This is a genomic window from Streptomyces sp. NPDC031049 (assembly GCF_055571015.1).
The window spans coordinates 189,060-210,472 of record NZ_JBVIGC010000001.1; the positions used below are offsets into that span (position 1 = coordinate 189,060).

The window sequence follows — 21,413 nt, forward strand, 5'->3', positions numbered from 1 at the left end:
GATCCGGAGCGCAGGCCGGTGTGCTCGTGCAGCGGCTGCGTGGGCCGGGCGGCGGGACGTCATGACGCCGCCCCCCGTCCGACGCTGTCCCGCCGATCCGTGATGGATCTGGTGGACGGCAGGACCGGGCCGGGTTCCGCGCCGTCGGCCGTCACCTGCGGATGCCAGCCGTACCTGCCCAGCGAGCGCACCAGCGCCGCGACCATCCGCGGGTCGAACTGGGCGCCCGCGCACCGCTGGAGCTCCGCCACGGCCGCGGCGACGGGCCGGGCCCGGCGGTAGGAGCGGGTGGACGTCATCGCGTCGAAGGCGTCGGCGACGGCCACCACCCGCGCCGACTCCGGGATCTGGCTGCCGACCAGGCCGTAGGGGTAGCCGCTGCCGTCCAGCCGCTCGTGGTGGTGCAGTACGGCGGCCCGGGCCTCGCCGAGGAAGCGGATGCCGCGCACCATCTCGTGCCCGTACTCGGGGTGCAGTTCGATCACCCGCCGCTCCTCGGGGGTGAGCGGCCCGTCCTTGCGCAGCAGGCGGGTGGGGACGCCGAGCTTGCCCACGTCGTGCAGGATCCCGGCGAAGCGGAGCACCTCCACCCGCTCCTCGTCCATGCCCAGCTCACGGGCGATCATCATCGACGCCTGGCCGACCCGCTCGCTGTGCCCGCGGGTGTACCCGTCCTTGATGTCGACGGCCTGCACGAGCGCGCGGATCGTCGCCTGGTGCGCGGCCTGCTCGCGGTTGTACTGGGCGAACGCCCACCAGGCGACGCACATCGGCAGCAGCACCAGCAGGGCGGCGACGGGACCGTACGGGCTGCGCCACAGCACGGCCATCATCAGCCCGGCGAGCCCGTGCACGGCGATCGGGGCGAGCGAGCGCCCGAGCAGCCCCCGCCACGCCCGGCGCAGTGGGACGCGTTCCGCCAGCGCCAGGATGCCGCCGTCCAGGACGGTCAGCACCAGGCAGAAGACCAGTACCGCGGCACCGGCGGGCACCAGCGCGTACGGGAAGTCGGGCGCCACGACGGCGTCCCGCCCGCCGCACTCCCAGTGCACCCGGGCCGCGGCCCACACGGCGAGCGCGAGCTGCGCGGCGCGCCAGACCCGGCGCAGCGCGGGCGCCCCCTGATCCACCGAGGACAGCAGTGCCCCGGGCAGCGGGACGAGCGCCGCGGCCGGCGCCGGCAGCAGAAACGCTCCGGCGAGCAGGACGGGGTAGCAGGTCCCGGTGTAACGCCGCCGGGCCGCGTGCTCGCAGCCGGCGTAGACCACGGACAGCAGCAGCACCGCCCACCAGGGCGTGTGCAACGACGGCAAGGGGCTCAGGCAGACCAGGGCGGCGACGGCGGCACCGGCGACGTAGACACGCGCCCGTGGCGGTACCACCTCCATGTGTCCTCCCCGGCCAGGTCCCTCAGGCTCCGGAGCCTAGGGAGACGGGGGAGGCGGGCGGGCCGATAACCCGCGGATTAGCACGTTCGGGTGACGCACGAGGGGTTCGCGACTCCCCTGCAGGGGTCGTTCACGGGGCCCACGAGGTCTTGGTCGTGGTCGTGGTCGTGCCCCGTGCGGAGGTCTACGACTCCTGCGGCGTGGCCGGGGACGCGGTGACGTCGTGGTCGGGCACGGCCTGCCCGGAGCGGATCAGATCGATCCGCCCCATGACCTTGGCCCGCAGGTCGCCCGGCACGTCGTCATGCCCGCAGCACCGCTTGACCAGCTTCTTCACGGCCTGCTCCAAGCCGTACTTCTCCAGGCACGGCGAGCATTCCTCGAAGTGGTGCTGGAACTTCTCGCGATCGACGTCCGGCATCTCACTGTCGAGGAACTCGTACAGGTGGTCCAGGACCTCACTGCAGTCCGTCTCGTGCGGCTCTCCGCAGCTCATGAGCCCGAGCCTTTCGCTTCGTTCGACTCCCCGGCGCCGGCCGGGACGAGGCCGCGCTCGCGCGCGTAGTCCTCGAGCATGCCGCGCAGCTGACGGCGGCCCCGGTGCAGCCGGGACATCACCGTACCGATGGGTGTCCCCATGATGTCCGCGATCTCCTTGTAGGCAAAGCCCTCGACGTCCGCGAGATACACGGCGATGCGGAACTCCTCGGGGATCGCCTGGAGCGCTTCCTTGACGTCCGAGTCGGGCAGGTGGTCGAGCGCCTGCGACTCCGCGGAGCGCAGACCCGTCGACATGTGCGACTCGGCGCGCGCCAGCTGCCAGTCCTCGATCTCCTCGGCCGCGCTGCGCTGGGGTTCGCGCTGCTTCTTGCGGTAGGAGTTGATGAAGGTGTTCGTGAGGATTCGGTACAGCCACGCCTTGAGGTTGGTTCCTTCGCGGAACTGGTGGAACGAGGCGTACGCCTTGGCGTAGGTCTCCTGCACCAGGTCCTCGGCGTCGGCGGGGTTGCGCGTCATGCGCAGGGCCGCCGAGTACATCTGGTCGAGGAACTCCAGCGCGTCCCGCTCGAAGCGCGCGCTGCGCTCCTCGGTCGTCTCCGTGCCCGTACCCCGGCCCTCGGGCTGCTCCGCCTGGCCGTTCTCGGTCCCTGCGTCGGTACCGGTGACCGGACCCACCTCCTCAAGAGTCTGCGCGGGGCCGACACCGGTCCCGCCAGAATCGGAGGATAGACGACGATCCGGTCCGCCCGCCGCCCGAATAGGAGCGGTCTTGGCCGCGTGCAGCACCGTCCAGTCCAGGTCAGTGCGGCTGCTGCGGCTCGGGCAGTAGATCGAACCCATGCGGCGGACTTCCTCTCCCACGGCGTCGGTGCTGGTGCTTTCAGCAACGTACGCCCGGCACAACGCGGCGGGGTCCCGCGTCATTCCCGGGGGTTCATCCGAGTGACCCGGTCCACGCGACGACGGCGTCGGTGATCACGGCGAGCGCCTCGTCCTGGCCGACCGGCGCCCGCTTCGGCACGGCGAAGCCGTGGTCGCCGTACGCCACCTCGACCAGTTCGTAGTCGCCCTCGGGGAACTCCTCGGGCTTGCCGAAGGGGTCGTTGCCGCCCTGGACGACGAGGGTGGGCACGCCGGCGCCGAGCAGTTCCTCGGCGCGGGACCTCTCGGGCCTGCCCGGCGGGTGGAGCGGGAAGCTCAGGGCCAGGACGGCGTGGGCGCCCAGCTCGGCGGCGGTGCGGCAGGCGACCCGGGCCCCGGCGCTGCGGCCACCGGAGATCACCGGCAGGCCCGGCGCGGCCAGCGCGGGCCAGACGCCCCGCCAGCCGGCGTCCAGCGTCTTCGGCGCGGGCGCCAGCTTCTTGCCGGCCAGCCGCCAGGGCTGCTCGACCAGGGCGACGGTGATGCCGTGGCCGGGCAGCGCCTGGGCGAGGGCCCGCAGGTCACGGGCCTCGATGCCGCCGCCGGCGCCATGGCTCGCGGCCAGCACGAGCCGGGCGTCCGGCGCGCGGTGCCAGGTGATGCGGGCCGGACCGGCGTCCGTCTCGACGGTCTCGGTGGTCACCGGGGCGTCGGCGGTCTCGCCGGACTCGGTGGTCACGGGAGCGTCGATAGTCCCACCGGCGCCTTTGGTCCCTTGGGTCCCTTTGGTCCCACCGGCCTCGTTCGTCTCGCTGTTCTCGGGAGTCTCGCGGGTCACGTCAGAAGAGTGTGCCCTCTTCCGGCGCCTCCAGCTCCTTCAGCAGCTCCGGGCCGTTGTTGCGCACGTTGCTGACGGCGGTGGCCACGGGGTACGCCCGCATCAGCCCGGCGGGCGGCGGCGCCAGCAGCGACGTCAGGTCGTCGACGTCGGTCCGCGCCGGGTCCAGCCAGGCGTCCCAGCGGTCCGGGGTCAGCATCAGCGGCATCCGGGGATGGATGTCGGCCAGCGAGCGCGGGCCCTCGGCCGGTGCGACCGCGAGCGGGCTCTGCTCGGCCTCCGTGGTGATCACCGAGCACGTCACCCACCAGGCCTGCGGGTGGTCGTCGGGCAGCGTCCGGTCCCGCCAGAACTCGTACAGCCCGGCCATGGCGAACACCGACCCGTCGGCCGGGGTCACGAAGTACGGCTGCTTGCGCGGGCGCTTCTTGCGGCCCTCGACCTCCAGGTCCCGCTCCTGCGTGCCGGTGACCCACTCGTAGTAGCCGTCGGCGGGCAGGATGCAGCGCCGGGTCGCGAAGGCACGGCGGTACGACGGCTTCTCGTGCACGGTCTCGGCGCGCGCGTTGATCATCCGGGCGCCGCCCTCGGGCGTCTTGGCCCAGGACGGGACCAGGCCCCACTTCAGTTTCCGCAGCTGACGAACCGGGCGCGGGTCGGGGGCGTCTTTCAGAGGGCGGTCCAGGACGGCGTAGACCTCCTTGGTGGGGGCCACGTTGTAGTCGGGCTCCAGGGTCTCCTCGGGCTCCCACTTCTCGATCTCGAAGATTCCCGCGAGATCCTCCGGTCGACGACTGGCTGCATACCGTCCGCACATACGTGCAACACTGCCAGACTCCGCGCCAACGGGAGGGGCCCTCACCACAACATGGACCCGCACATGGACCCGCACCTGAATCCGCTCACGGCCATGAGCCCGGTCGGCACCGCCGCCGCGTCGCTCACCTCCGTGTGGGACGAGATCACCGGCACCCAGCCCGACCCCGACCTGTGGGTGGTGGTCGCGACCCTGGTCGCCGCGCTGGCCGTCGTCGTGCCGCACGTGGCGTGGCGCACGGCGCGCAACGCGATCACGATCGCCCACGAGGGCGGTCACGGTCTCGTGGCGCTGCTCACCGGGCGCACGCTGACCGGCATCCGCCTGCACTCCGACACCAGCGGGCTGACCGTCAGCCGCGGCAAGCCGCACGGCCTGGGCATGATCCTGACCGCGGCGGCCGGGTACACCGCTCCCCCGCTGCTCGGCCTCGGCGGCGCCGCGCTGCTGGCGTCGGGACGCATCACGCTGCTGCTGTGGCTGGCGACGGCCCTGCTCGTGGCCCTGCTGGTGATGATCCGCAACGCCTACGGGGCGCTGACCGTCCTCGTCACCGGCGGCACGTTCGTGCTGGTGTCCTGGCTGGCCGGGCCGCAGGTGCAGGCGGCGTTCGCGTACGCGGCAGTGTGGTTCCTGCTGCTCGGCGGGGTGCGTCCGGCGTTCGAGCTCCAGGCCAAGCGGGCGCGCGGCGGTGCCGGGGACTCGGACGCGGACCAACTGGCCCGGCTGACGCACGCGCCGGCCGGGGTGTGGTTCTTCCTCTTCCACGCGGTGTCGCTGTGCTCGCTGATCGGCGGGGCGCGCTGGCTGCTGGAGGTGTGAGCCCCGGTCCGCCGGACCGGCCGGACACCGGCCACGCGGTCCGGACCGGCCGGACACCGGCCACGCTGTACCGCTTCTGATCAAGATCCCCCGTCGCCCCCAGCCATTAAAGTGGGGGCCATGGCCTCGAACCCCGCAGACACCGCCCTCTGGCCCGCCCCGCACGCGAGCGGAGCCGTCGACGCGACGGTCCACGTGCCGGGGTCCAAATCCGTCACGAACCGCGCCCTGGTGCTGGCCGCCCTCGCCTCCGAGCCCGGCTGGCTGCGCCGCCCGCTGCGCTCCCGTGACACCCTGCTGATGGCCGGCGCCCTGCGGGAGATGGGCATCGGCATCGAGGAGGGCGTCGGCCCCGACGGCACCGGGGAGTTCTGGCGCGTGATCCCGTCGGGTCTGCGCGGCCCGGCCACGGTCGACGTCGGCAACGCCGGCACCGTGATGCGGTTCCTGCCGCCGGTCGCCGCGCTCGCCGACGGCCCCGTCCGGTTCGACGGCGACCCCCGTTCGTACGAGCGCCCGCTGCACGGCGTGATCGACGCCCTGCGCGTCCTCGGCGCCCGGATCGACGACGACGGCCGCGGCGCGCTCCCGCTGACCGTGCACGGCGGCGGCGCCCTGGACGGCGGCCCCGTGGAGGTCGACGCGTCCTCGTCGTCGCAGTTCGTCTCCGCCCTGCTGCTGTCCGCGCCGCGCTTCAACCAGGGCGTGGAGGTCCGGCACACCGGCGCCACGCTGCCGTCGCTGCCGCACATCCGGATGACCGTCGACATGCTGCGCTCGGTCGGCGCCCAGGTCGACACCCCCGAGTCGGGCGGCGAGCCGAATGTGTGGCGGGTGACCCCGGGCGCGCTGCTCGGCCGGGACCTGACCATCGAGCCGGACCTGTCCAACGCCCAGCCCTTCCTGGCGGCGGCGCTGGTGACCGGCGGCAAGGTGGTCGTCCCCGACTGGCCGGCCCGCACCACCCAGCCCGGCGACCGGCTGCGCGAGATCTTCACCGAGATGGGCGGTTCCTGCGAACTGACCGACTACGGCCTGGTCTTCACCGGTTCGGGTGCCGTGCACGGCATCGACGTGGACCTGAGCGAGGTCGGCGAGCTGACCCCGGGCATCGCCGCCGTCGCCGCGCTGGCGGACTCCCCGTCGACGCTGCGCGGTGTGGCGCACCTGCGCCTGCACGAGACGGACCGACTGGCCGCGCTCACCAAGGAGATCAACGAACTCGGCGGTGACGTCACGGAGACCGCCGACGGCCTGCACATCCGCCCGCGCCGGCTGCACGGCGGGATCTTCCACACGTACGAGGACCACCGCATGGCGACCGCCGGGGCGATCATCGGCCTCGCGGTCGAGGGCGTGCAGATCGAGAACGTGGCGACCACGGCGAAGACGCTGCCGGACTTCCCCGAGCTGTGGACCGGGATGCTCGGGGCATAGGAGTTCAGCACCATGCGCCGCTACGGCAAGCACACCGACGAGGACGACATCCGCTCCCGCCCCAACCGCAAGGGCAACCGGCCCCGGACGCACATCCGGCCCAAGCACGAGGACGCCGCCGAGGGCATGGTCCTCACCGTGGACCGGGGTCGGCTGACCTGCCTCGTCGAGGACCGGGTGGTCATGGCGATGAAGGCCCGGGAGCTGGGCCGCAAGGCGGCGGTCGTCGGTGACCGGGTGGCGCTGGTCGGCGATCTGACCGGCAAGAAGGACACGCTGGCGCGGATCGTCCGCATCGAGGAGCGCACGTCGGTGCTGCGCCGTACCGCGGACGACGACGACCCCTACGAGCGGGTCGTCGTGGCCAACGCCGACCAGCTCGCGATCGTCACGGCCCTGGCCGATCCGGAGCCCCGCCCGCGCCTGATCGACCGCTGCCTGGTGGCCGCGTTCGACGGGGGTCTGGAACCGCTGCTGGTCATGACCAAGTCGGACCTGGCCCCGCCGGACGAACTGCTGGAGCTGTACGGCGCGTTGGACATCCCCTACGTCGTCACCAGCCGTGCGGAGCTGGACGGCGGCGGCGCGGCGGACCGGGTCCGCGAGCATCTCGGCGGCAAGGTCACCGCCTTCGTCGGCCACTCGGGCGTCGGCAAGACGACCCTGGTCAACGCGCTGGTGCCGGAGGAGCGGCGGCGTACGACAGGGCACGTCAACGCGGTCACGGGCCGGGGCCGGCACACCACCACCTCGGCGCTGGCGCTGCCCCTGGCCGGGGCCGAGGGCTGGGTGGTCGACACCCCCGGCGTCCGTTCCTTCGGGCTGGCCCACATCGACCCGTCGCGCGTGATCCACGCCTTCCCCGACCTGGAGCCCGGCACGGCGGGCTGCCCGCGCGCGTGCAGTCACGACGAGCCCGACTGCGCGCTGGACGCCTGGGCGGCCGACGGCCACGCCGATCCGGCCCGTCTCTACTCGCTGCGCCGGCTGCTGTCGACGCGGGAGCGGAAGGAAGGTGACTGACCTTCGCGTTGTTTGCCATGGCAGGACGCCGGTAAGTGCATAATCGCACCAAGCCGGAACCAACCCAGAGCAAAGCGGTCACGGTACGTGACACCCACGGGAGGACTGCACATGGCGTGGCTGCTGGTGATAGTGGCCGGGTTGCTCGAAACCGGTTTCGCGGTGTGCCTGAAGCTGTCGCACGGCTTCACCCGGCTGTGGCCGACGATCGCGTTCGCCGCCTTCGCGCTGGGCAGCTTCGGTCTGCTGACCCTCGCCCTGAAGCGGCTCGACGTCGGCCCCGCCTACGCGGTGTGGACCGGCATCGGCGCGGCGGGCACGGCCATCTACGGCATGGTCTTCCTCGGCGACCTGGTCTCCACGTTGAAGATCGTCTCGATCAGCCTGGTGATCATCGGGGTGATCGGCCTCCAGCTGTCCGGTTCGGCGCACTGACCCCCGCTCCGCTACGGCGCCGGCTGCCGGTGCGGCGCGCTCCGTTACGGCGCCGGCTGCCCGTGCAGCGCACTGCGCACGATCTCGGCGACGCCGCCCTCGCCGGGTGGGGCGGCGACACAGGACAGCGCGAGCCGGACGGCGAGTTCGCAGGTGCGGGTCAGCTCGGCGAGGTCCGGCCGGGACGCGCCGGGTCCGGACAGCACCGCCACGGCGCGGTCGCGGACGAGGACCACGAGGTCGCCGGGTGAGGGCAGCGCCCCGTCCGCCCGGCGCTGTGCCGGGACGGCGGAGGACGACGGCACCGGCGTCAGCGCCGGGGCGGGCAGCCGCTCGCTCCAGCAGCCGGTGAGCAGGGCGCGCACCAGGGCGTTGTCGCGGGCGGCGGACGCCGTCCACTCGGCGGTCGCGGTGAGCCGCTCACGCAGATCGCCGGTTCCGGCGAGCGCGCGGTCGACGCCGGCCAGATAGCCGTCCGCCTCCCGGCGCACGAGGGCCCGCGCGAGCCCGTCCTTGCTCCCGAACTCGTTGTAGAGGGTCTGCCGGGACACCCCGGCGGAAGCCGCCACGTCCACCATCCGCACGGCCGACCACGGCCGGCGAGCCAGCGCCGTGTACGCGGCGTCGAGCAGGGATTCCCGCGCTGCAGGCATCATCGCCTCCCTCGGGGCGGGCAACTCTGCGCCACAGAGTTGACGCCCCCAAACCCACTGTCAACCCCCCATACCGCCACCTCGTCGCCACGCAGCTGCGGGCAGCCGTGCCGCGCAACTGCCACAGCTCCCGTAGCTGCGGGCAGTCGTGCCTCCCCCAGTGCCTGGACGGCCTGGGAGGTGCCCCCAGGGCGGTGGGGGTACCTCCCGCTCGAGCGAAGCCGAGAGTGGGGGAGGGTGGGCGCCGGGGGTACCCCCTCTGGGGGAGGCACCCCCTCGCGCCGGGCTGCGCACCCACCCTCCGCACCCACGCCCCGCACTCGGCCCACGCCCACCTCCACGCCCCTGCCCCACCCCGCAGGCTCGCCCGCACCCCACCGCCCACGCCCACCCCAACGCCCCTGCTGGCCCCGCCCAACCCCCGCCGGATACCGTTGCCGCATGCCGGACTACCTCGACGACCTCCGCCTCGCCCACGTCCTCGCGGACGCCGCCGACGCGGCGACGATGGACCGCTTCAAGGCCCTCGACCTCAAGGTCGAGACCAAGCCGGACATGACCCCGGTGAGCGAAGCCGACAAAGCCGCCGAGGAACTCATCCGCGGCCACCTCGCCCGCGCCCGCCCCCGCGACGCGATCCTCGGCGAGGAGTACGGCGTCGAGGGCACCGGCCCCCGCCGCTGGGTGATCGACCCGATCGACGGCACCAAGAACTACGTACGGGGCGTCCCGGTCTGGGCCACCCTGATCGCCCTGATGGAAGCGGCCGAGGGCGGCTACCAGCCCGTCGTCGGCCTGGTCTCCGCCCCCGCCCTGGGCCGCCGCTGGTGGGCCGCGAAGGGCAACGGTGCCTTCACCGGCCGCAGCCTGACCTCGGCCACCCGGCTCCAGGTCTCGCGCGTCTCGCAGCTCTCCGACGCCTCCTTCGCCTACTCCTCCCTCTCCGGCTGGGAGGAGCAGGGCAGGCTCGACGGTTTCCTCGATCTGACCCGCGAGGTCTGGCGCACGCGCGCGTACGGCGACTTCTGGCCGTACATGATGGTCGCCGAGGGCTCGGTCGACATGTGCGCCGAACCGGAGCTGTCCCTGTGGGACATGGCCGCCAACGCGATCGTCGTGACGGAGGCCGGCGGCAGCTTCACCGGCCTCGACGGCCGCCCCGGCCCGCACAGCGGCAACGCCGCCGCGTCGAACGGCCTGCTCCACGACGAGCTGCTCGGCTACCTCAACCAGCGCTACTGAAGCGCACGGCACGCGCCACCGCACACGCGCCCGCGGCGAGGAAGCACCGAGCGCCCCCTTGTTGACCCCCGCTTTACCTGCAACTCTGAGAGTCCCCCCACTTGTGAACTTGTGAATCCATGAACTAGCTCATGGATTCCTAGGAGGTGGCTCTCTTCATGCTCGTCCGCGACGCCATGAGCACGGTCGTCCTCACCATCGGCCCCGATCACACGCTCCGCCAGGCCGCCGCCCTGATGGCCGCCCGGCGGATCGGCGCCGCCATCGTCCACGACCCGGACGCCGGCGGCATCGGCATCCTCACCGAACGCGACATCCTCAACTCCGTCGGCCTGGGCCAGGACCCGGACACCGAACGCACCCACGCCCACACCACCAACGACGTCGTGTTCGCCGCCCCGACCTGGACCCTGGAGGAGGCGGCCTCGGCGATGGCGCACGGCGGCTTCCGCCACCTCGTCGTACTGGACCACGGCGAGCCGGCCGGCATCGTCTCGGTGCGCGACATCATCCGCTGCTGGGCGCCGGTACGGCAGCGGGCCCACACGGCCCAGCAGATCCCGGCCTGACCCCGTCCCCGTAGAGCCCGGCCCGTCCCCGTAGAGCCCAACCCCGGCCCCCGGCCCCGTACGCACGAAACGGGCCGGACCCCCGTCGAAGGGGATCCGGCCCGCCGCCACGACAAGCGGTCCAGCGCTGGATTGTGTCAGCCGCGCAGGGCCTGGACCGCGGCCTCCAGCCGCTTGCCGAAGTCGCCGTCCGCCTGCCGGAAGTTGTTGATCGCGCGCTCGACGATGTCCTCGCGCGAGACCTGCGAGATGGAGCCCGCCAGGTTGTTGATCAGGCGCTCCTTCTCGTCCTCCGACATCAGGCGGTAGAGGTTGCCGGCCTGCACGAAGTCGTTGTCCTCGGCATGCGAGGGCGCCTCGTGGTTGCCCGTGCCACCGTCGACCGCGACCGGCTGCCACAGCGGCCGGTCCGTCTGGAACGGGCCGCCGAAGCTGTTCGGCTCGTAGTTCTTCGCGCCCTTGTGGCGGCCGTCGTACAGGTAGCCGTCACGGGAGTGGGTGCGGGCCTCGGTGGCGTGCGGACGGTTCACCGGCAGGTGGTCGGCGTTGATGCCGACGCGGTAGCGGTGGGCGTCGCCGTAGGCGAAGAGCCGGCCCTGGAGCATCTTGTCCGGGGACGGACCGATACCGGGCACGAAGTGCGCCGGGGAGAAGATCGACTGCTCGACCTCGGCGAAGATGTTCTCCGGGTTGCGGTTCAGCTCCAGCTTGCCGATCCCGACGACCGGGTAGTCCGCGTGCGGCCAGACCTTGGTCAGGTCGAACGGGTTGAAGCGGTACGTCGCCGCCTCGGCCACCGGCATGATCTGCACGCCGACGGTCCACGTCGGGTACTCGCCGCGCTCGATGGCCTCGCGCAGGTCCCGCTGGTGGGAGTCGGGGTCCTTGCCCGCGAGGATCTCGGCCTCCTCGGCGGTCAGGTTCTTGATCCCCTGGTCCGTCTTGAAGTGGTACTTGACCCAGAAGGCCTCGCCGGCCTCGTTGCTCCACTGGAAGGTGTGCGAGCCGAAGCCGTCCATGTGGCGGTACGAGGCGGGGATGCCGCGGTCGCCGTGCAGCCAGGTCACCTGGTGCGTGGACTCCGGCGACAGGCTCCAGAAGTCCCAGACGTTGTCCGCCTCCTGGCTGCCCGTGTACGGGTCGCGCTTCTGGGTGTGGATGAAGTCCGGGAACTTGATGGCGTCCTTGATGAAGAACACCGGGGTGTTGTTGCCGACGAGGTCGTAGTTGCCCTCCTCGGTGTAGAACTTGACCGCGAAGCCACGCGGGTCGCGGACGGCGTCCGCGGCACCGAGGTTGCCGGCCACGGTCGAGAACCGCAGGAACACCTCGGTCTGCTTGCCGACCTCGGAGAGGAACTTGGCACGCGTGTACTTGGTGACATCGGCGGTGACCGTGAAGGTGCCGTAGGCACCGGCGCCACGGGCGTGCACGACACGCTCCGGAATGCGCTCACGGTTGAAGTGGGCCAGCTTCTCCAGGAGGAGCTGGTCCTGGACGAGCACCGGGCCGCCGACGCCCGCGGTCTCGCTGTTCTGGTTGTCGGCTACCGGAGCACCGGCCTCCGTAGTGAGCGGTCCCTGAGTCACGTGCGCCTCCTGCGCCATTACTGACGTTGTCCTGTCCCTTGGCCAATGCCAGGCTCGATCCTACAATGGACATTGTCTAAGTCAAGTAAGGCTCCAACTTCACACCTGTTCGGGACCTGGTCCCCCTTGCTGCTAGGCTGGCTGCTATGAGCGACCTTCTGGAACGACTGCGCGGACGTGGGTGGCGCATGACCGCACAGCGGCGTGTCGTGGCCGAGGTCCTCGACGGCGAACACGTCCACCTGACAGCCGACGAGGTGCACGCCCGGGCCGTGACCAAGCTGCCCGAGATCTCGCGCGCGACGGTCTACAACACCCTGGGTGAGCTGGTCTCCCTCGGCGAGGTGCTCGAGGTGGCCACCGACAAGCGCGCCAAGCGGTACGACCCGAACGCCCATCGGCCGCACCACCACCTGGTCTGCGGCCAGTGCGGCTCGATCAGGGACGTCCACCCCACCGGCAACCCGCTGGCGGACCTCCCCGACTCGGAGCGCTTCGGCTTCACCGTGTCGGACGTCGAGGTGACGTACCGCGGCCTCTGCCCGAACTGCGCCTCCGCTTAAGACCCACGCGCACAGCAGCAAGCCCCGGCAGTCATCGCTGCCGGGGCTTGCTGCTGTGCGCGTACGCCGTGCGGCCACAACACACCGAGGGCCGGAACCCTTTCGGATTCCGGCCCTCGATCTTCAGTAGCGGGGACAGGATTTGAACCTGCGACCTCTGGGTTATGAGCCCAGCGAGCTACCGAGCTGCTCCACCCCGCGTCGGTGAATGCAACGTTACGTCAACCCCACACCCAAAGGCAAATTCCCCCCGGCAGCCCGCGGGCAGTCGTGCCTCCCCCCGTGCCTGAACGGCCTGGGAGGTACCCCCAGGGCGATGGGGGTACCTCCCGCTCGAGCGAAGCCGAGAGTGGGGGAGGGTGGGCGCCGGGGGTGCCCCCTCTGGGCGAGGCACCCCGCTCCGCCGGGCCGCGCAACGCCCTCGCCCCCCAACCACAACGCCGGGCACCCGAAACCACGCCCCGACCTCACCCCCGTAGCCACCCCAAGCCCAGCGCAGCGCGGCACGGCGGTCACGCCGACAGTTCCTCCCGCAACGCGTCCCGCAACCGCGCCGCCCGCTCCGCGACCTCCTCCGGCCCGGACGACACCGCCATGTCGGCCCACCGCTGCCCCTCGGCCAGCTCCCCCCGCCGCGCGTACACCAGCGCCAGCCGCAGCGCCGCCCGCCCGTGCCCGGCGTCCGCCGCCCGCCGCCACCACAGCACGGCCTCCGGCTCGCTGCCCTCCCGGGCCAGCAGCAGCCCCAGGTTGAACGCCCCGTTGCGGGACCCGGCCTCGGCCGCCTCCCGGTACCAGCGCGCCGCCTCCACGACGTCCCCGCGCGCCGCGGCCAGCATCCCGACCCGCACCTGAGCCCGCCGGTGCCCCTGCGAGGCCGCCCGCTCGTACCACTCCTCGCACTCGGTCCGCTCGTGCGCCGGCTCCCCCAGCTCGTGCGCGGGCGCGGGCGGCCGGCGCGCGTCGAGCAGGGTGGCCAACCGGTATGCCGCCTCCGCGCTGCCGCCCCCCGCGGCGCAGCGCAGATGCCGTTCCGCCTCCTGCTCGTCGCCGTCCCGCAGCCGCGCCATGCCGACCTGGAGCGCCGCCTCGGTGTGCCCGGCGGCGGCGGCCCGCTCGTACCAGCGCAGCGCCTCCCGCTCCTGCCCGCGCCCGGCGAACAGAATGCCGAGGTTGAACGCGGCGTCGACGCTGCCGGCCTCCGCGGCCTTGGAGAACCACGGCTCGGCCCCGGTCCGGTCCCCGCCCTGGAGCAGCAGGACGGCCAGCGCGTTCGCCGCCTCCCGGTGCCCGGCGTACGCCGCTCGCCGGTACCATTGCTCGGCCTGCGCGGTGCGCCCCTGCTCGGCGCAGAGCAGCCCGAGGTTGTACGCGCCGTTGTCGTCCCCGGCGTCCATCGCCGCCCGGTACCACCGCTCGGCCGTCTGCGTCTCCCCGCGCTCGGCGTGCAGCGCGCCCAGCGCGTTGGCCGCGTTGCCGTCCCCGTCCTGTGCGGCGCGCAGCCACCACACGGCGGCGCTCTCGGTGTCACCGGCGTCCCGCAGCAGAAAGCCCAGCGCACAGGCGGCGCGCGGCTCGCCGTCCTTGGCGGAGGTCAGGTACCAGCGGCCCGCCTCCTTCAGCTCCCCGCGCCTCTCGAGGATGGCCCCGAGGTGCAGCGCCGCCCGCCGGTGCCCGCGCGCGGCGGCCTGCCGGTACCACTGCTCGGCCTCCTCGGCCGCGGCCGCGTCCTCGGCGTCGGCCGAGGGGCCGCCGGCGGCGACGGACACGACACCGTTGTCCGGGCCGTACTCCCGTGCCGCGCGGCGGTCCAGGATCCGCGCCAGCCGGTAGGCGGCCTCCCGGTGCCCGCGTTCCGCGGCGGCGCGCATCCACCGCTCCGTCCCGGCGTCGCCGCGGTGCTCCAGCAGATCGGCGAGTGCGTACGCCCCGAGGGCGTGGCCCTGCTCGGCGGACTGGCGCAGCCAGTACTCGGCGGCCGGCTCGTCCCCGCGCTCGCGGAAGTGCCGCCCCAGTGCGTGTGCGGCCGCGGCGGACCCGGCGACGGCGGCGATCCGCCACCATCCGGCGGCCTCGTCGGCGTACCCGCGCTGGTGCAGCAGGACTCCGAGGTTGTTGGCGGCGGCCCGGTCACCGGCCGCGGTGGCGGCACGCAGCTGGGGTTCGGCTCCGTCGAGATCACCGCGGCGCAGCAGCATGGCTCCGAGGACGCTCATCGCCTCGACGTCCCCGGCCTCGGCGGCAAGTCTCTGCCGCACCTCCTCGGCCACCTCGTCGGCGGCCTCACTGGCCTCGTTCTCGGTGTCGGGAACGGAAGGCTGCACAAATCGCTCTGCCTCGAACAGAGTTGCCATGTCCCCCATAACGTCCATCGTCGCACCACCTGCAACCCGGGTACACCTGGTATACCGCAGCCAGTGAGGTCACTTCAGCGTTTTGTCGACATGCCCACAGAGAGACAAGTCAAACACAGATCGCCCAACTCCCGTCGCCGGCGCGGCCGTCATCGGTGTCGGCACATGCGTTCGCACACGCCGAAGGCCCGGATCCCTGTGAGGATCCGGGCCTTCGGTGTCGTTCGCGTCAAGCGCCCGACGTCAGTAGCGGGGACAGGATTTGAACCTGCGACCTCTGGGTTATGAGCCCAGCGAGCTACCGAGCTGCTCCACCCCGCGCCGTGTGATCACTACCGTATCACGGCGCGGGACGGGCAGGTCGCGGCGGCGTCAGCCGCCCGAGCCTTCGCCGGCTCCGGCGTCGGGGCTGTCGGACGGAGACGGGCTGGAGGCCGACTGTTCGCCGCCTCCGCCGCCGCCGTCCTCGTTCTTCTCGTCGCCGCCCCGGTCGGCTTCGGCCTGGGCCTTCTCGGCCCGTTGCAGCGCGTCCTCCAGATCCTTCTGCGCCTCGCCGTACTTGGCCCAGTCGTTGTCCTTCAGGGCCTGCTGCCCTTCCTCGAAGGCCTTCTGGGCGTCCTCCAGGGCCTGCTGGACCGTCGGGTCACCGGACGTCGGCGGCGGAGTCGTCGTGCCGTCGCCCTCCTCCGGCTTCTCGGGTGCCGGGCCCTCCGCTCCGAAGACCTTGTTCAGGGCCTCGTCCAGCGTGTCCTCGAAGGCGGTGTTGCCGCCGTAGGACACCAGCACCTTGCGCAGCAGCGGGTACTTGAGGCCGCCACCGCGGACGTAGACCGGCTCCACGTAGAGCAGTCCGCCGTCCAGCGGCACCGTCAGCAGGTTGCCGTACTCCACCTCCGAGTCGCCGCCTCTCAGCAGCCTGATGGACTCGGCGATGTCCTGTTCGGAGTTGAACTGGCTCTGGACCTGCTTGGGACCGTTGACCGTCGTGCTCGTCGGCAGTTTCAGGATTCTGATCTTGCCGTAGCCCTCGGTGCCCGCTTCGGCGTCGACCGCCATGAACGCGCTGAGGTTGTCACGCCCGTTGGGCGTGAACGTCGTCGTCAGCGAGAAGGCCTGCTCGTCCTGGTCGGGCATCTTCATGCTGAGGTAGTACGGCGGCACCGCGTCACCCGACTTGTTGGTCGGGTCGTCCGGCACCTGCCAGACCTCGCTGCCGCTGAGGAACGTGTTCGCGTCCTTCACGTGGTAGCGGGTGAGCAGCTCGCGCTGGACCTTGAACAGGTCCTGCGGGTACCGGAGATGGGCCATCAGGTCGTCGGAGATCTCGCTCCTGGGCTCCACCGTGTCCGGGAAGGCCTTCATCCAGGTCTTCAGGACGGGATCCTTGGTGTCCCACTGGTAGAGCTTGACCTCGCCGGTGTAGGCGTCGACGGTCGCCTTCACCGAGTTGCGGATGTAGTTGACCTGGTTCTCCTGAGCCACCACCGCGCGCTGGTCGTTGCTCGCCGTCAGCGAGTCGGCGGTCGTGTCGCCGAGCGTCGTACGGGAGGCGTACGGGTAGCCGTTGGTCGTGGTGTAGGCGTCGACGATCCACTGGATCTTGCCGTTCACCACCGCCGGGTAGGCGTCGCCGTCGATGGTCAGCCACGGGGCGACCGCCTCGACACGCTCCTTCGGCGTGCGGTTGTAGAGGATCTTCGACCCGTCGCCGATCGCGCCGGAGTACAGGATCTGCGGCTCGCCGAACGCCGCCGCGTACGCGGCCCGGTTGATCGGGCTGGAGAGGTCGACCCCGCCGTCGCCGTCGTAGCTGAAGGTCTTCTCGCCGTCGTCGTCGGAGTAGTCGATCTCCTTCTGGGGACCGCCGACGATCGAGTACGTGGTGGTCTTCTCGCCGTAGTAGATCCGCTGCTGGTACTCGCCGAGGTTGCCCTTGGAGGGCAGGTCGGACTCGGTGAACACCGGGCGCCCGCGCGAGTCGACCTCGGTGCCCTTGGCCGCCACCACGCCGTAGCCGTGGGTGTAGCGGAAGTGGTTGTTGATCCAGTTCTTCTTGTCGACCCCGGCGAGGTTCAGCTCGCGCAGACCGATGACGGTGTCCTGCTCCTTGCCGTCGTCCGTGTACCGGTCGACGTCCAGGTTGTTCGGGAACGCGTAGTACTTCCGCATCTGCTGGAGCTGCTGGAAGGTCGGCGAGATGATGTTCGGGTCCATGATCCGGATGCTGGCGGCGTCGGCGACGTCGTCCCGCAGCGTGGTCAGGTCCTCGGTCTTGGTCTCGCCCTCGTACTCGGTGACCTGGGTGCCGTCGATGCCGTACGCGTCACGCGTCGCCTTGAGGTTCTTCGCGACGTACGGCGCTTCCTTGGCCTGCTCGTTCGGCTGCACCTGGAACTTCTGCACGAGTGCCGGGTACAGGCCGCCGATGAGGATGGCGGACAGCACCATCAGACCGAAGCCGATCACCGGGAGCTGCCAGGTGCGCCGCCAGATGGTGGCGAAGAACAGCAGCGCGCAGATGACCGCGATGCAGAACAGGATGGTCTTGGCCGGCAGGTAGGCGTTGGCGTCGACGTACCGCAGGCCCGTCCAGTTGTCGGTGGCCTTGAAGTCGCTGGACTTCACCGCGAGGCCGTACCGGTCCAGCCAGTACGCGACCGCCTTCAGGGCGACGAAGATGCCGATGAGCACCGACAGGTGCCCGGTGGCCGCGGCCGTGGCACGCGCGCCCGGGCTGGTGATGCGCAGCCCGCCGTACAGGTAGTGGGTGAGCGCGGCGGCGATCACCGAGAGGATCACGGCCGCGAAGCCGAAGCCGAGCAGGAACCGGTACCAGGGCAGGTCGAAGGCGTAGAAGGCCACGTCGAGCTTGAACTGCGGGTCCTTCTGGCCGAACGGGACGCCGTTGACCCACATCAGCCACGTGCGCCACTGGGCGGCGGCGGAGGCGCCGGCGATCAGGCCGACCAGCGCCGTGATGCCGAGCAGCAGCCACTTCTTGTACGGCGCGATGCCCATGCGGTACCGGTCGAGGTTCTGCTGCTCCATCGACATGGCGCTCAGCGGCGGGCGCAGCCGGTGCGCCAGCCAGATGTTGAACCCGACGGCGAGCGCCATCAGTACGCCGAAGACGAAGAAGAGACCGATCTTGGTCCACAGGGTCGTCGTGAACACCGACGAGTAGTTGACCGACCGATACCAGAGCCAGTCCGTCCAGAAGCCCGCGAACATGGTGAACACCATGGCGAGGACGGCCAGGACGCCCAATGTCAGAAGCAGGGTCCGGACACGCCGGGACGGGCGGCCCACTCTGATCCGTGGCCCTGTCGGGCCTCCGCCGCGGTCCGGCATCTGGAAAGCCAAGGTGCGCCCCTCGAAGTCGCTGTTTGAAACCGTCAGGCCCTCGGGTCCGCGGGCCGTTCGTGCGCCCCCGTGATCGTGGGCCCACACATATGCAACTTACTCATCGTTTACTCGGTTCCCGATTCGGGCCAGGAACGAGGCAGGATTGTGACCATGTCCAACACCCCCATGGCGGCGAACCCGCTCACCCGCGCCGTGCTCGAGATCGACGAGTACGTCTCCGGCCTCGGCTGGGACCAGCCCGCACGCCTCTTCGCCCTCGTCGACACCGCACGCCTGCGGGCCGAGCAGCCCTCGCTCGCCGACCGGCTCGGGCTTCAGGACGCGGAGGACTCCTCCGGCCTCACCCCGATCGAGCAGGACGAAGTTCCAACGGACCAGCCGCTGGACGAGTTCCTCGGCACCATCGCCTGGCCCGACGCGGTGACCGGCTGCGCCCTCAGCGTGGAGCGTCTGATGCTGCCGCCGTCCGCCGAGGCCCAGGTCCCCCAGGGCCTGGACGAGCAGAAGCTCACGGCCTGGGTGGCGGAGCACCCGGAGCGGCAGGAGGTCCGGATGACGGTCGCGGTGCTGCGGGACGGTGCCCGCGAGTCGGCGCTGCGGCTGCGTGAGAAGGACTCCCCGACGGACGTCCTCACCGGTTCCGACCTGGTGCCGAACCTGGCCCAGGCGCTGTCGGCGACGTTCGCCGAGTAGCCTCCCGGGTCAGCCGGCGCTGCACTTCGGCAGGTCGGCGGTGTCCCCGGAGCGGATGTCCGCGAGCGCGTCGAGGGCGTCGTCGATGGTGCCCACCTTCACGAGGGTGAGCCCGTCGGGGACGTCCGCGGCGGCGGCGGCGCAGTTGTCGGCGGGCGTCAGGAAGTATTCGGCGCCCTTGTCGCGGGCACCCACCGTCTTCATCTGGATGCCCCCGATCGGGCCGACCTTGCCGGCGTCGTCGATGGTGCCGGTGCCGGCGACGAACGATCCCCCGGTGAGACTGCCGGGAGTGAGCTTGTCGTAGATGCCGAGCGCGAACATCAGTCCGGCGCTGGGGCCGCCGACGTCGGCGAGCTGGATGTCGATCGTGAACGGGAAGGTGTGGTCGGTGCCGGCCGCGATCCCGACGATGGCACGGTCCTCGCCGGTGTCGTCGGAGGCCGTGGTGGTGATCGTGACCTTCTCCGTCACGGCCGGCGCCCGCTTCTCCTTCTCCGCGGCGGCCTGCTCCTTGGCCGGGACGATGGTGAAGACGACCTTCTCGCCGGGTTTGTGCTGGGTGACGAGTTCCGCGACGTCGGCGGGCTCCTTGACCGCCGTGCCGTCGACGGCCTTGATCACGTCGCCCGCGTGCAGCTTGCCCTCGGACGGCGAGTCCTTGACGACGGTGGAGACCACGACCCAGGACTTCACCGGGATGTCCAGCTGCTTCAGGGCGGCGACCTTGGCGCTCTCCTGGGACTGGCTGAACTCCTCGGCGTTCTCCTGGGTGGACTCCTCCTCGGTCTTGCCGTCGGGGTAGAGCGTGTCGTGGGGCACGACCTTGTTGTCGTGGGCGAGCCAGCCGTAGACGGCCTCGACGAGGTTCATCTTGTAGTCGGCGCTGGTGACCCTGACGGTGGTCATGTTGAGATGACCGCTCGTCCCGTACGTCTTGTGCCCGGAGATCTGCAACACCGGCTCGCCGTCGTGGTCACCGAGAGTGTTCACCGTCGGCCCCGGGGACATCTCCGAATACGGCACGGGGATGAACACTCCCGCGCACAGAAGCGCGATCAGCATCAGGGTGGAGGCGAGCATCGTCGCGGTGCGGCGTGGCATGCCTCGACAGTACGGGACGTCCCTGTCAGAGCACCGTCAGGGACGGTTCCTGTGGGGCCGACCGGGTAGGCCGGCGCAGGTCGCGCTCAGCCGCCGTCGGTCAGGTGCGGGAGTGGGACTTCTCCATGGCCTCGCGGAACCGGGCGTACCCGTCCAGCTCGGGGCCGTCGCCCCGGATCTTGCGGGTGCGGTTGGCCCAACTGCCCCACATGCTCGCGCCGATGACAGCCACAAGCGGAATCAGCAACCAGGCGAGCGCCGCCATGCCGACCTCCCAACCCCTTGAGCGTCCGCGACTGACTGATCAGCAGATTAATCATCCGCAGTGACAACGCTCACGCCGGGGGTGCGGTTACGCAACCGGGGTGACGCAGAAGGGTGCGGTGACGGGAGGGACTTGTGGGGCACCTTCGGAAGGACTTGTGGGGCACCTTCAGGAAGGACTCGTGGGTCATCCCAGCGGGCGCCCTGGGCGGCGGCTGCGGCCCGGCGGGCCGCTCAGCAGGCGCCGACCCACTCCTCGGTCCCGTCGGAGAACTTCTGGTGCTTCCAGATCGGCACCTCGTGCTTGAGGTCGTCGATCAGCTTCCGGCACGCCTCGAAGGCCTCGCCCCGGTGCGGGCAGGCCACGGCGACGACGACGGCGAGATCTCCCACCTGGAGGTCGCCGACCCGGTGGACGGCGGCCAGCGCCCGGACCGGGTACTCGGCGACGACCTTCTCGGCGATCCGCCGCATCTCGGCCTCGGCGCTGGGGTGGCAGGAGTACCCCAGCTCGTCGACGTCCGCGCCCCCGTCGTGGTTCCGCACGGTCCCCACGAACAGGGCGATGCCGCCGGCCGCGGCGTCCCCGACGGCCTGGAAGACCTCGTCCACGGAGAGCGGCGTCTCGCGGATGCCGATCAGCTTGACGGGCTCCTGCGCGGCCCGCTCACCGGGATGATCGTTCATGGGTGCCATGCCTCCATCGTGCCCCACGGCACGGACGGGGGTGAATAGCGTTTTCGCCCGGCACGCGCGGGTGCCGGTTTGGAGCCTCCTACAGGGGCCGGGGCGCGGACCCGGATGCCGGGGTCCCGCCGCGGGCCACCGGGCCGGCGGGCGCGTCGCGGTGGCCGCCCGGGTGCAGGGGCCCGCGGTGGCCCCGGGTGCAGGGGC

20 protein-coding genes and 2 tRNA genes are annotated in these 21,413 nt (G+C 71.5%); 8 read left to right on the forward strand and 14 right to left on the reverse strand.

Annotated elements, in window-relative coordinates:
• Window positions 1-59: 59 nt before the first annotated feature.
• The 5 genes from ACZ45Q_RS00840 to ACZ45Q_RS00860 form a co-directional block, all read right to left on the reverse strand.
• Window positions 60-1,388: an HD-GYP domain-containing protein gene (locus ACZ45Q_RS00840; protein WP_468253634.1), complete on the reverse strand. Its 1,329-nt coding sequence runs from the start codon at window positions 1,386-1,388 to the stop codon at window positions 60-62.
• 184 nt (window positions 1,389-1,572) lie between these two features.
• On the reverse strand, window positions 1,573-1,884 hold the full coding sequence (rsrA, locus tag ACZ45Q_RS00845) for a mycothiol system anti-sigma-R factor (protein ID WP_468253635.1): 312 nt from the start codon (window positions 1,882-1,884) through the stop codon (window positions 1,573-1,575).
• On the reverse strand, window positions 1,881-2,564 hold the full coding sequence (sigR, locus tag ACZ45Q_RS00850; protein ID WP_468253636.1) for an RNA polymerase sigma factor SigR: 684 nt from the start codon (window positions 2,562-2,564) through the stop codon (window positions 1,881-1,883). The genes rsrA and sigR overlap by 4 nt, the downstream gene beginning before the upstream one ends.
• A 259-nt stretch (window positions 2,565-2,823) precedes the next feature.
• Window positions 2,824-3,489 carry an alpha/beta hydrolase family protein gene (locus ACZ45Q_RS00855; RefSeq protein ID WP_468253637.1) on the reverse strand — a complete coding sequence of 222 codons (666 nt, stop codon included), beginning with the start codon at window positions 3,487-3,489 and terminating at the stop codon, window positions 2,824-2,826.
• Window positions 3,490-3,589: 100 nt separating this feature from the next.
• Window positions 3,590-4,405: an SOS response-associated peptidase gene (locus ACZ45Q_RS00860; protein WP_468253638.1), complete on the reverse strand. Its 816-nt coding sequence runs from the start codon at window positions 4,403-4,405 to the stop codon at window positions 3,590-3,592.
• 63 nt (window positions 4,406-4,468) lie between these two features.
• Between ACZ45Q_RS00860 and ACZ45Q_RS00865 the strand changes: the two genes are divergently transcribed.
• The 4 genes from ACZ45Q_RS00865 (at window position 4,469) to ACZ45Q_RS00880 (ending at window position 8,122) form a co-directional block, all read left to right on the forward strand.
• The gene (locus ACZ45Q_RS00865; RefSeq protein WP_468253639.1) at window positions 4,469-5,227 is read left to right on the forward strand and encodes a M50 family metallopeptidase; all 759 of its coding nucleotides are present in this window, start codon (window positions 4,469-4,471) and stop codon (window positions 5,225-5,227) included.
• Window positions 5,228-5,347: 120 nt separating this feature from the next.
• Complete coding sequence (aroA, locus tag ACZ45Q_RS00870; protein ID WP_468253640.1) at window positions 5,348-6,664, forward strand: 3-phosphoshikimate 1-carboxyvinyltransferase; 1,317 nt, start codon at window positions 5,348-5,350, stop codon at window positions 6,662-6,664.
• A gap of 12 nt (window positions 6,665-6,676) precedes the next feature.
• Window positions 6,677-7,687 (forward strand): ribosome small subunit-dependent GTPase A, encoded by a 1,011-nt coding sequence (rsgA, locus tag ACZ45Q_RS00875; RefSeq protein WP_468253641.1) that lies wholly within the window; start codon window positions 6,677-6,679, stop codon window positions 7,685-7,687.
• A 111-nt stretch (window positions 7,688-7,798) separates the two neighbouring features.
• On the forward strand, window positions 7,799-8,122 hold the full coding sequence (locus ACZ45Q_RS00880; RefSeq protein WP_468253642.1) for a DMT family transporter: 324 nt from the start codon (window positions 7,799-7,801) through the stop codon (window positions 8,120-8,122).
• Between the two features lie 44 nt (window positions 8,123-8,166).
• On the opposite strand, the gene ACZ45Q_RS00885 is transcribed toward ACZ45Q_RS00880, so the two are convergent.
• A complete protein-coding gene (locus tag ACZ45Q_RS00885; RefSeq protein ID WP_468253643.1) occupies window positions 8,167-8,778 on the reverse strand; it encodes a TetR/AcrR family transcriptional regulator in 612 nt (203 codons plus the stop codon).
• A 438-nt stretch (window positions 8,779-9,216) separates the two neighbouring features.
• Here ACZ45Q_RS00885 and hisN point away from each other — a divergent pair, with 438 nt between their 5' ends.
• Entirely contained in the window at window positions 9,217-10,017 is an 801-nt protein-coding gene (hisN, locus tag ACZ45Q_RS00890; RefSeq protein ID WP_468253644.1) for a histidinol-phosphatase, read from the forward strand.
• 158 nt (window positions 10,018-10,175) lie between these two features.
• Entirely contained in the window at window positions 10,176-10,586 is a 411-nt protein-coding gene (locus tag ACZ45Q_RS00895; RefSeq protein WP_468254268.1) for a CBS domain-containing protein, read from the forward strand.
• A 137-nt stretch (window positions 10,587-10,723) separates the two neighbouring features.
• Here the strand turns inward: ACZ45Q_RS00895 and ACZ45Q_RS00900 are convergent, their stop codons facing one another.
• Window positions 10,724-12,175 carry a catalase gene (locus tag ACZ45Q_RS00900; protein ID WP_468253645.1) on the reverse strand — a complete coding sequence of 484 codons (1,452 nt, stop codon included), beginning with the start codon at window positions 12,173-12,175 and terminating at the stop codon, window positions 10,724-10,726.
• Window positions 12,176-12,321: 146 nt separating this feature from the next.
• Here ACZ45Q_RS00900 and ACZ45Q_RS00905 point away from each other — a divergent pair, with 146 nt between their 5' ends.
• Window positions 12,322-12,738 (forward strand): Fur family transcriptional regulator, encoded by a 417-nt coding sequence (locus ACZ45Q_RS00905; protein WP_468253646.1) that lies wholly within the window; start codon window positions 12,322-12,324, stop codon window positions 12,736-12,738.
• Between the two features lie 127 nt (window positions 12,739-12,865).
• Here the strand turns inward: ACZ45Q_RS00905 and ACZ45Q_RS00910 are convergent.
• The 4 genes from ACZ45Q_RS00910 to ACZ45Q_RS00925 form a co-directional block, all read right to left on the reverse strand.
• Window positions 12,866-12,939, reverse strand: a tRNA-Met gene (locus ACZ45Q_RS00910).
• Between the two features lie 311 nt (window positions 12,940-13,250).
• Window positions 13,251-15,110, reverse strand: coding sequence for a tetratricopeptide repeat protein (locus ACZ45Q_RS00915; RefSeq protein WP_468253647.1), 1,860 nt, complete (start codon window positions 15,108-15,110; stop codon window positions 13,251-13,253).
• Window positions 15,111-15,339: 229 nt separating this feature from the next.
• Window positions 15,340-15,413, reverse strand: a tRNA-Met gene (locus tag ACZ45Q_RS00920).
• A gap of 51 nt (window positions 15,414-15,464) precedes the next feature.
• Window positions 15,465-18,443, reverse strand: a complete 2,979-nt coding sequence (locus ACZ45Q_RS00925; protein ID WP_468254271.1) for a UPF0182 family membrane protein — start codon at window positions 18,441-18,443, stop codon at window positions 15,465-15,467.
• Window positions 18,444-18,608: 165 nt separating this feature from the next.
• Here ACZ45Q_RS00925 and ACZ45Q_RS00930 point away from each other — a divergent pair, with 165 nt between their 5' ends.
• Complete coding sequence (locus ACZ45Q_RS00930) at window positions 18,609-19,151, forward strand: PPA1309 family protein (protein ID WP_468253648.1); 543 nt, start codon at window positions 18,609-18,611, stop codon at window positions 19,149-19,151.
• A 9-nt stretch (window positions 19,152-19,160) separates the two neighbouring features.
• Here ACZ45Q_RS00930 and ACZ45Q_RS00935 read toward each other — a convergent pair whose 3' ends face one another.
• The 3 genes from ACZ45Q_RS00935 to ACZ45Q_RS00945 form a co-directional block, all read right to left on the reverse strand.
• Complete coding sequence (locus ACZ45Q_RS00935; RefSeq protein WP_468253649.1) at window positions 19,161-20,255, reverse strand: YlbL family protein; 1,095 nt, start codon at window positions 20,253-20,255, stop codon at window positions 19,161-19,163.
• 100 nt (window positions 20,256-20,355) lie between these two features.
• On the reverse strand, window positions 20,356-20,487 hold the full coding sequence (locus ACZ45Q_RS00940) for a hypothetical protein (protein WP_468254340.1): 132 nt from the start codon (window positions 20,485-20,487) through the stop codon (window positions 20,356-20,358).
• A gap of 266 nt (window positions 20,488-20,753) precedes the next feature.
• Window positions 20,754-21,215 carry a molybdenum cofactor biosynthesis protein MoaE gene (locus ACZ45Q_RS00945; protein ID WP_468253650.1) on the reverse strand — a complete coding sequence of 154 codons (462 nt, stop codon included), beginning with the start codon at window positions 21,213-21,215 and terminating at the stop codon, window positions 20,754-20,756.
• Window positions 21,216-21,413: the final 198 nt, after the last annotated feature.

What these genes read in the sequence shown, in the direction of transcription:
- aroA (WP_468253640.1), top strand. Translation starts at nt 5,348, where the DNA reads ATGGCCTCGAACCCCGCAGACACCGCCCTCTGGCCCGCCCCGCACGCG.
- rsgA (WP_468253641.1), top strand. Translation starts at nt 6,677, where the DNA reads ATGCGCCGCTACGGCAAGCACACCGACGAGGACGACATCCGCTCCCGC.
- ACZ45Q_RS00880 (WP_468253642.1), top strand. Translation starts at nt 7,799, where the DNA reads ATGGCGTGGCTGCTGGTGATAGTGGCCGGGTTGCTCGAAACCGGTTTC.
- ACZ45Q_RS00865 (WP_468253639.1), top strand. Translation starts at nt 4,469, where the DNA reads ATGGACCCGCACCTGAATCCGCTCACGGCCATGAGCCCGGTCGGCACC.
- ACZ45Q_RS00840 (WP_468253634.1), bottom strand. Translation starts at nt 1,388, where the DNA reads ATGGAGGTGGTACCGCCACGGGCGCGTGTCTACGTCGCCGGTGCCGCC.
- hisN (WP_468253644.1), top strand. Translation starts at nt 9,217, where the DNA reads ATGCCGGACTACCTCGACGACCTCCGCCTCGCCCACGTCCTCGCGGAC.
- ACZ45Q_RS00885 (WP_468253643.1), bottom strand. Translation starts at nt 8,778, where the DNA reads ATGATGCCTGCAGCGCGGGAATCCCTGCTCGACGCCGCGTACACGGCG.
- ACZ45Q_RS00860 (WP_468253638.1), bottom strand. Translation starts at nt 4,405, where the DNA reads ATGTGCGGACGGTATGCAGCCAGTCGTCGACCGGAGGATCTCGCGGGA.
- ACZ45Q_RS00915 (WP_468253647.1), bottom strand. Translation starts at nt 15,110, where the DNA reads ATGGACGTTATGGGGGACATGGCAACTCTGTTCGAGGCAGAGCGATTT.
- ACZ45Q_RS00905 (WP_468253646.1), top strand. Translation starts at nt 12,322, where the DNA reads ATGAGCGACCTTCTGGAACGACTGCGCGGACGTGGGTGGCGCATGACC.
- ACZ45Q_RS00930 (WP_468253648.1), top strand. Translation starts at nt 18,609, where the DNA reads ATGTCCAACACCCCCATGGCGGCGAACCCGCTCACCCGCGCCGTGCTC.
- rsrA (WP_468253635.1), bottom strand. Translation starts at nt 1,884, where the DNA reads ATGAGCTGCGGAGAGCCGCACGAGACGGACTGCAGTGAGGTCCTGGAC.
- ACZ45Q_RS00895 (WP_468254268.1), top strand. Translation starts at nt 10,176, where the DNA reads ATGCTCGTCCGCGACGCCATGAGCACGGTCGTCCTCACCATCGGCCCC.
- ACZ45Q_RS00945 (WP_468253650.1), bottom strand. Translation starts at nt 21,215, where the DNA reads ATGGCACCCATGAACGATCATCCCGGTGAGCGGGCCGCGCAGGAGCCC.
- ACZ45Q_RS00935 (WP_468253649.1), bottom strand. Translation starts at nt 20,255, where the DNA reads ATGCCACGCCGCACCGCGACGATGCTCGCCTCCACCCTGATGCTGATC.
- ACZ45Q_RS00925 (WP_468254271.1), bottom strand. Translation starts at nt 18,443, where the DNA reads ATGCCGGACCGCGGCGGAGGCCCGACAGGGCCACGGATCAGAGTGGGC.